We start from the raw sequence: 8,003 nt of genomic DNA, 5'->3' as shown, positions 1-8,003 counted from the left end.
TATGTCTTGCGCACACGAGCACCGTCGCGCTGCTTGGCTATCAGCTTGAACGAGGGTTGGAAGAAGTTTACGAACAGCCGCGCTGCTCGATAGAGTTCTGCCAGCAGCTCGGCCGCTTCCAGGCCTTCGAACCGACGATAGCCGACCATCCTGCGCACGACCGCGCCGTTCTTCTGCTCAACGAACGCCTGGTCATTCTTCCGGTAGGGACGGCAACGCGTGAAGACAATGTTGGCTGCCTCGCAATAGCCTTTCAGCGTCTCGTTCATGAACACCGTATCATTGTCAGTATCGAAGCCGAGCAGCGCAAAAGGCAATTGTTTGCGCAATTCCGTCAGCACCGTGCTCAACAGCGTCCGTTCGCGCACGATCAGGGGAGCGCACTCCGTCCAGCCGGTAGCAATGTCGGTGAGCACGAGGGTCTGGATGAAGCTGCCGCGCGCAGATGGACCGCTATGCGCGACAAGGTCGGCCTCGACGAATCCGGGCGCCGGATCATTCCAATCTGCCGACGTCCTTATTGGAACACTGCGACGCAACGAGTGCGTCGCGTGCCGCCGACGCTTGCGACCTAATCCTTCTCGGACCCGCACCAATGCGCGGTCGATCGTCGCAGCGCTCATTGCCAAAAGTTTGTCGCGGATCTCGGGGGCAAGGTCGAGGTGGCCATGCCGTTGCATCGCCTCAATCAACGCAGGCATCAACGCCTTCAGCCGCTTCCCGCAGATCCGGTCTGACGCCTCCCAAAGGAGCACGAGCGCGTTGTGTTCGACATCATTATACATTCGACGTCGCGCCCTTCGGCTTGGGCGCGCGTCTTCCTGACCTCGAAGTAGTCGCATCACATGTTTGCGATGGAACCCGGTGATGTCGACGAACTCGTCCAATATCCGCGTCTTCTTCGCGAGATCCGAAAGCCGATAGCGCGCGCCTGCTGCCGCCGTCAGTTCCTTCCGCGTTGCCATGCTTAACCACCCCATCTTCGCCCCCGCTCGCTCCCGATCCAAGGGAGCAATTTACGTGAGGCAACGGCTCAGCATCCGGTAACAATTAGGGCGAGGCAATGCGACTTCCTACCCAGATTGCCGCGCTACAAAGCGGCCTGCGCCTTATGCTACCCCCATCCCGCGCCATTGAAATGCCAGCTTGGCCAGCGTCATCTCGCGCTTGATCGGCGCTAAGGCCACCTTTGATGTGAATGCCGGGGCGTGCTGCGGGCGGGCTCGCTGCTTATCGTCTCTCCTGATTTCGCGGGACGTTGGCGCGACTTACCAGGCCCCTCCGCCCACCGCATTGTCGAACTGCTGCCCCCGAAACGAGCAATATGAAGGCGCCAGAGCTCGCTATGACGGAGCTATGCTTCCGCATGGAGTCGAACAGCCATAGCTTCCAGTCGTGCCGTTCAGGGCTAATCAATCGTCCTCAGGCCACTCCTGCTGGGCGCGCTTCTCAACGGCAAGGCTAGGTGCGGCCGCATTACTAAATACCACATCGGGCCCACTGGCTCACGTCCCTGAGAACGCGTGGAGGAGCTATTGGGAAAATCAAGTTCAGAGCCGTATAAGCTTTTCGAAAACTACAATGTCGTAATGCCGTTCGCCGTCGGAAAATAGTTCCGGAATGCATCCGGCTACCGAAAAGCCACATTTAATTTGCGCGAAAGAAAGGACGTCCGGTGTATCTTTGAGTGCCAATGCCAAAATGCAGTGGAGATTAAGGGTAGGTGCTCGTTCTAGAAGAGTGTTGGCAAGGAGGGCCCCAATTCCCCTACGACGAAGATCCTCTTGAACGTAGAGAGACATCTCTGCCGTGTGCTTGAGTCCCTCTCCGGCGTGATGCCGAGTTAGCGCTGACCAGCCGACCACGGCGTCCCCGTCGACGCATGCGTATCCCTCAATCGAGGGACGTGAGGCAAAAAGAAATTGCTTCATTTCACTGACATCCCAGGAGCGTGTTCCACGTGTTGATTCCCGCGCAGCGTTATAGATTCCCGTAATGCTTAATAGGTCATCCGCCCGTATCGGTCGCAGTTCGTACGTCATTTAGAACCTCTTACTTAAGCTCGTTCGCCCTCGAACCTGGCGCCTACACTGTTCGCTTGTCAATTCTCAAAGGTTGGTAGGCCAGACAGTGGCCCCAAATCACGAAACTCCCAGGCGGACTGAATACTTTCGGAAGTAGCAAGCCGGCTCATGAGCGGCCCCGGAAGAACTTGCGCGGTCCCCCCTTGAGAGAAACTCAAATGGGATAGTACTATGCAAGATTGCAGAGCGGGTGAACCCGATAACAGCCATCTCAAATTCACCGACTCCGACAGCATGGCACTCCTACGAGACCTGATAGCTTGTCTGGATGGATCGATCATGGTTTGCTTTGCATATTAAACACGGAGGCAAACCGGTACAGGTGCCGAATAGCTTAACGCGCCCTTTGCCAGATAATCAACCGTAGCGTGCATGGCCCGTGAAGTAACACTTGGACAAACTGACGAGCTTCAAAGATGTTGAGACTTGCGACTTATGCTGATGTCGACGACATCGTCAGAATTTATAATCAGGCGCTGAAACCCGGCATCTTTGCTACGAGTCAAGTCGCGCCCGACACTAGCGACGAACGTATCGCTTGGCTTCGCGAACATCAAGATGCTTACCCTGCGTTCGTATATGAGATTGAGAATGACAAAGTGATTGGTTGGTGCTCGTTGAGTAGATCTTCCGTGCGGCCTGAATATTCAGGCGTTGCTGAAACGTCGCACTACGTGGACGAGGGACATCAAGGAAAAGGAATTGGTAATTTAATGCTCGCGCACTTGATTGAAACCGCTACCAAGCTGGGGTTTCGATTGCTGGTGTCCCGCGTCCTTGAGAGAAATCTTCGAAGTGCGAAGGGCGCTGCCTCTCTCGGATTTCAGCGCGCCGTGCTCTTGCATGAAGCGTTGCGCATTCGTGGTGAGTGGCACAACGACGTATGGATATGGAAAAAGTTATAGGTAAATTACCAAGTGCCTCCAACAGATGAGTCTCCCTCTTCATTGCTAGCACCTTTGCCCATGACGATGCGGCACGGTGCGCAATGGCGGCGCATGGCGGACCAACCGCGCACAAACAGCGTAAACTCGCGGAGTCCTCAATGAGGCCGGGCTCCCAGGGCGCGCCAAGCTGAACTCGGATGAGATGGACAAGCGATTCCTTCATGGCCCGAGATGACGACTGCAGAGATCGCTGTAGTCCATTCTATTGTTCGGCTGCCCTGGCGGCCATTCTTCCATCCCGGCCAGCCATCCATGGCAGCGGCCGCGCGTAGGGTCGGTCAAGGCTTGCCGCAGTTGCGGCCACCGCAAGCCTTGGACTTGGCCGGCCCGAGCACGGCGGCTCCCTAGCGTGGGGTCCGACCGCATTCCTGGCTAGAACTTGCCTTCAGCCGCGATTGAGGTTGTTGGACGCGAGCGACGTTGTGGCGAAGCGTGACGCGCGGCTGCAAGCGTCACCGAACTGCCTATTTTGTTTTGCCGAGCTGAGGCGTTCGCGCGCCGGTTTTTGGCCAGCGCGATTTCCGTTGCGACACGAATCGTTCGTAGCCTTGCTCCGTCTGGGCGGCTATCAACATCTCGCGGCAGCGCAGCACCTTGATGTTGTAAGCATAGGCTGGTCCACGCCGGCTACCCTTCTGTTGTGGATGTCCAACTTGAAGTCGCATCGCGCGGGTCTTGTTGGCGACCAGCCCAGGGGGGCGCCCACAAGCAATCTTCGCCCTTGCTCAGCAAATCAGCAGAGCACAGCGAGCTTCCGAGCCACGGGCATCGCGGCGATCTGATGGCCGCGACACGCGCGGATCCGCACGCTCTCGGCGCAACCGGGCGAGTCGCAGAAGCCAGCCACTAACTTGAGCTCACGGCTCATCGTGTATCGGCCTGCCCACATGTTCTGGTCCCTGCGCGTCTGTCCCATTCGCGCCGCACTGTTGGGCAACGGCGGGCGCGAACATTTCTTCGCACTGACCTCCTAGTCGCTAGAGCGCTACGACGCGGGTGAAGACCAAAGAGATCAACACACTGTCGAGACGTCAGCCTCGCGCTATTGCGTTGATCTGGGATCCATGAGGGGGGTCCATCACTCGCGTTGAAGTTCATCGGAAAGGTGCGGCCCGGATCTGAAGGCTGGACCAACCGCCAAGCACTTCACCTCCGGGCCTTGCTTCGCGCTAGGCAATAAGATCTCCGGTGGCGATATCCTCGCGCACGCGACGATCGTTCTTGGACCAGAAGCACTACTGCGGCTCAAAGGCACGACGGCTGGCCGTGATCGGCGTTTGGGGCATTCTATGGCATGCTTGCTTTGCCCCGGCGGGGCAAAAGCTGTGACAGCCAACGCCCGCAAGATAGCGGTTCGGTTCTAAATACGGTCAGTCAAAGCCACCATAAGGGATGTAAGTGTGCTGATCGCTTCGAGGACAATATCGCAGCTGCGTCGTCGGCAATCTGAGGCCATGCAAGTCACTCGTTTTCATCGTGCAAGTGGACCCGGGAAGGCCGCGGGCTTCTCGCGAAGGAAGCGACATGAGGTTCGTCTTAATGCGCGCCGGACGATCTGGCTGGTGGCGTGCATATGCGATGCGCTGGCGGTGTTGCGGGTGGGCTTCCATGCCTGGCGGATCCCGCGCTCCCCGCCCCGGATCCCGCGGCGACCAAGAGCACGGCCGCAAGTCAGGGCAATGTCATGATGCGCGCCATGTCTGGCGTGATCAGCTCGCCCAAGAGGGCGGCCTTTGCTTCCATTATGTCGATCGCTGATGCGTCTACAGGACAAAACAAAACCGACAGAGCCAGATACGAGGCGCTCGCCATACGAGGCAGCGTCGCTTGGTTCGACTACATGGAGAGTTTACAACACCATCCGCAGGCTCTCGACGATCTGCTATCTCAGCCCGGTTGAGTTCGGCGCCAGTTGGGATTAGCTTAATCGGTTTCCTTCAAACCGGCAGCAGCTCTCACTTCAGCATGCGAAGCCGTGGATCCGAGACTAAGTCGCGGGAGCCACCGCCGCCCTGGTCTCCCGATAGTTGCCTTACGGCCGCCGGCGGTGCACTGAAACACGAGCAGTCAAAATGCTTATCCAGCCGACCAGGTCGTCATACCACCTTGAGCGGCACCTGCAGACGTCCGAATGTGATAAAATCTAGTTCGGCCATTGTGGTTCCCCTCGCAACTGCAAGCGTGTGCAAAACTGGTGACGTGTTTGTCTCAACGCCACCGCTTGTCCACGGTGTCGTAGGTACCGGCAAGCGGATCGCTCACGGACATCAGCTCACGTTTGAGCACTTTATTGGTCACGTGGGTTCTAGGAAGTGCCAAAGTGAAGGCGATATATCTCGGCACCTTGAACTCGGCAAGGTTTGCACGAGCATGCTCGAGAATGCGCGTAACGATCAGGTCGTCTGGTTTGACCCCTGCCCGTAGTTCGACGCAAATCTTGACCTCCTCACCGCGCGTCGCATCGCGAACGGGCAGGGCGGCCACATCTACAATCTCGGGAATTTCCCGGATGACTGCCTCTACTTCGCGCGCAGCGATATTCTCGCTCGACCGTCGGATCATGTCTTTGGTGCGCCCCACCAACCAATAAAAGCCGAGTTCATCGCGGCGCAACAGATCACCTGTCTTGAACCAATCGCCGTCAAATAAGGCGGCATTTGCTTCCGGCTTGTTCCAATAGCCCTTCAGGATACCGCGGCCAGTCACCCATAGCTCGCCGACCTCGCCGACCATCGTGGGGCTACCGTCCTCATTCATGAGCCGCAAGGTCCGAAACGGCGCGCGAACTCCGACCGAACCGGAGTCTGCCAATTCGTCGAGCTCGCTTGTCATGATTGTGCCGAAGCCGATTTCCGTCATCCCGTAAGCATCCTGAGTGCGAACTCGAAATCGCTTTTGGAACTTGCGCACCGTCTCAGGACTCCAGCCCCAGTTCAGGGTCTGCTTCAGGCATGTCGCCCCGTTCTCGTCCATGGCCTCGGCTTGTCGTCCAATCAGCTCAGGAAATTGGCACCACTCAATGCGGTGCTGCTTGACCCAACCCATGAAGCGCGTCGAGCTTGGTTGGGGAGCCAAGTAGAGCGTGCCCCCCTGTCGATACGACCTCAGAAGATGCCCTTGCGGATCACCATAGAAGAAAGGCTGCACGGATAAATATCTTCGATACGGGTGCAGGTCCCCGCACGCCCCCTGATACGAACTCACGCCCCAGTAATCGTGCGTCAAAATACACCCTTTCGGAAATCCGGTTGTCCCAGAGGTATATTGAATGTTCAACGTGTCGTCGGGGCAAATATCCTCCTCCAATAGAGAGTCGCTGACGCCCTTCAGTAATTCATTCAGGAACGTGCCTGACGCATTAGTCGACTGCCCGACGAGAATAACTTGCTCTTTGGCAAGGCCCTGTGGCCAGGGCTCCACAGCCGAGAGCACTGGCCACACCGAGCCGTCGACTATCGCAAAGTTGGCTTGTGTATCGCTGAGGACATAGCCAATCTCGCTAGGCGTATAGCGCATGTTGATCGGTACCATGACTGCACCAAGTTTTGCGATCGCGAACCACAGGATCGGGAACTCGATGCGATTAGGCAGCATCAGTCCAATGCGATCCCGTTTGCGTATTCCAAAGGCGCGCAGAGCGCGCGCATACTTGTTTGAGATCTGATCCATCTCCAAATACGTCGCGCGCTCGCCGCGCTCGAAAATGTCGATTGCGGTCGTTGATTCATGCGTTCTCGCTCGCATTGAAACGAGCTGCCCAATCGTGATGGTCTCGTAAGCGGATTCTAATGTCTCGATCTTTCGCAAGGCGTTTCGGACGCGCTCCTGCAGCTGAGTATTTGTTAGTTTTGCAGAGATCATCAGTGTAAGCCTCCGTTCTGGGGTCAAAGACGAGGACCGACGCGCGCAAGTGATCCAGGTGATAAATTGCTAACTGGCTTCTCGCGAGAGTGCGCCGCCGCGATGACAAACACAGACTTAGCAAGCTCTAGCTCGTCACTCACGGCGCTATCTGGCGACAGAAGCGAGGAAGGCCACTCGGTGTTGCGCGGCGGGATATGCTTAGGTCCGCGCGGTCCTGGCGTGCTATCGAACTTGACGAATTCGAGTACTCGATGGGCGTCATCGTTTGTCAGCGCCGTTCGTGATGTTTGAATAAGCTATCCGCCAAAAGCAGATTAACTGCTGTCCCCCGATGCTGGGCCTGCTCTATTGTCATAAACTGCATCACCCCCCCTGCGGTTTGGTGGTATTTCTTATTATGCCATTAACACCGATCGAGACACTACCTGGTCTGGTGAGGAATATTGCTTCTTCATTTCGAGAAGTTATCCGGGCACTAGGCGGCAGAATCGAGTCAATATAGAGTGCAATTTTCGGCGGACAATTTGCTAGTGCTGGCGACCGCTATGTAGTGACTGTCAAAGTCCATAATGTCTGCGCGCAAAGGTCGTGCGTTGCGACTGCGTCCGCATTAAGCGCCGAGATCGCTCGACCTTGCTGGCGGACGACTCGGGAACCGGCGTTTTCATGGACACAGCAAATGCTGACTTCGAATTTAGCTATCCACACACTCTCTTGAGGAGCAGCCTGACTCTTGGAACTGCATCTCGCGATCGTGTGACCTGCCACTGAGTTTTCATCCGGTGGCGGTTAGAGTCTCGGGGTTTTGTACGCCAAGTGGCGCGGGTGGAGCAACGGGCGATCGGCGGAGCTGGTCGGGGTTGCGCAGCCGGTCGTCCGTTGCGGTGAGGTGGGCGGCATAGGCCGCTGGGGTCAGGTATTTCAGCGACGAGTGAGGCCGCTGGAGATTGTAGTCGGCAACCCAGTTCGCGATCTTGGCACGAGCATCGTCAAGTTCGAAGAACAGGGTCTCGTTGAGCAGTTCGTCGCGCATTCGGCCATTGAAGCTCTCGACAAAGCCGTTCTGCATCGGCTTTCCTGGTGCGATGAAGTGCCAGTCGATGGCTGC

General features: G+C 57.1%; 5 protein-coding genes and 1 pseudogene. 2 read left to right on the top strand and 4 right to left on the bottom strand.

Going from position 1 to position 8,003, the window contains the following annotated elements:
* Both BM374_RS37655 and BM374_RS37650 read right to left on the bottom strand, forming a co-directional pair.
* Window positions 1-980: pseudogene (locus BM374_RS37655) on the bottom strand (ISNCY family transposase); the annotation flags it as partial.
* A gap of 570 nt (window positions 981-1,550) precedes the next feature.
* Window positions 1,551-2,042: a GNAT family N-acetyltransferase gene (locus BM374_RS37650; RefSeq protein WP_092304013.1), complete on the bottom strand. Its 492-nt coding sequence runs from the start codon at window positions 2,040-2,042 to the stop codon at window positions 1,551-1,553.
* Between the two features lie 458 nt (window positions 2,043-2,500).
* On the opposite strand from BM374_RS37650, the gene BM374_RS37645 reads away from it, so the two are divergent.
* Together BM374_RS37645 and BM374_RS37635 are read left to right on the top strand one after the other, a co-directional pair.
* Complete coding sequence (locus BM374_RS37645) at window positions 2,501-2,989, top strand: GNAT family N-acetyltransferase (protein WP_092304011.1); 489 nt, start codon at window positions 2,501-2,503, stop codon at window positions 2,987-2,989.
* Between the two features lie 1,726 nt (window positions 2,990-4,715).
* Window positions 4,716-4,931: a hypothetical protein gene (locus BM374_RS37635; protein WP_143270361.1), complete on the top strand. Its 216-nt coding sequence runs from the start codon at window positions 4,716-4,718 to the stop codon at window positions 4,929-4,931.
* A gap of 308 nt (window positions 4,932-5,239) precedes the next feature.
* Here the strand turns inward: BM374_RS37635 and BM374_RS37630 are convergent, their stop codons facing one another.
* Both BM374_RS37630 and BM374_RS37625 read right to left on the bottom strand, forming a co-directional pair.
* Window positions 5,240-6,892, bottom strand: a complete 1,653-nt coding sequence (locus BM374_RS37630; protein WP_092304007.1) for a class I adenylate-forming enzyme family protein — start codon at window positions 6,890-6,892, stop codon at window positions 5,240-5,242.
* A 778-nt stretch (window positions 6,893-7,670) separates the two neighbouring features.
* A partial coding sequence (locus BM374_RS37625) for an integrase core domain-containing protein (protein ID WP_143270354.1) occupies window positions 7,671-8,003 on the bottom strand: 333 nt, incomplete at its 5' end.

Origin of the sequence: Bradyrhizobium sp. Ghvi (assembly GCF_900115265.1) — a bacterium.
In the GTDB taxonomy this organism is placed as follows: domain Bacteria; phylum Pseudomonadota; class Alphaproteobacteria; order Rhizobiales; family Xanthobacteraceae; genus Bradyrhizobium.
Note: the sequence above shows the minus strand (reverse complement) of the source record. Positions and strands in the feature narration are given on the sequence as shown.